The following is a 465-nucleotide window of genomic DNA, read 5'->3' as shown; positions in this document are numbered from 1 at the left end:
AAGCACGATCAGGCGATCGATACGCTCACATCGTTTGAAATGGCGCTTAACGCGGCGTTGAAACCGATGGTTCCGGAAATCCTATCCGGCATTCAGGAGGTTTTCGCTCTTGAGTTGATGCAGTCCAACGAGGAATTGGAGTACAACGTTGGCCGCAAGTTCGATCATCTGCAATCGCTTCTTCCTCCTAAGGACCTTCCGACTGTTGATGATGTGCTGGCAGCTAACGAGCTTCTGGCCGAAGGATTTCAGCAGTACGATGAGCACGTATGGCCACAGCGTGAGGATCGGCTAATAGATAGGATTGCTGATGTCTTTAGGGGAACGCTGCGCGATCTGGCTGAATCCATAAATCGAGAACGCGCGCGCCGTAGCGCGGGGTCCGGCACACGGCACCTGACACTGGAAGGCCCAAAGGGTGTTACGACCGTAGAAGCCGAATCCGCGCCGTCTATGATGGATCGT

General features: G+C 54.2%; 1 protein-coding gene. It reads left to right on the top strand.

What is annotated here, in order from left to right:
* Nucleotides 1-465, top strand: a 465-nt coding sequence (locus AC1RPR_RS08245) for a hypothetical protein (RefSeq protein ID WP_481763473.1), incomplete at both ends; no start/stop codon positions are given.

It is taken from the genome of Dellaglioa sp. CoH-57-MRSF-22 (assembly GCF_056781895.1).
The sequence above is the reverse complement of the archived record's forward strand: the minus strand, read 5'-3'. Positions and strand labels throughout refer to the sequence as shown.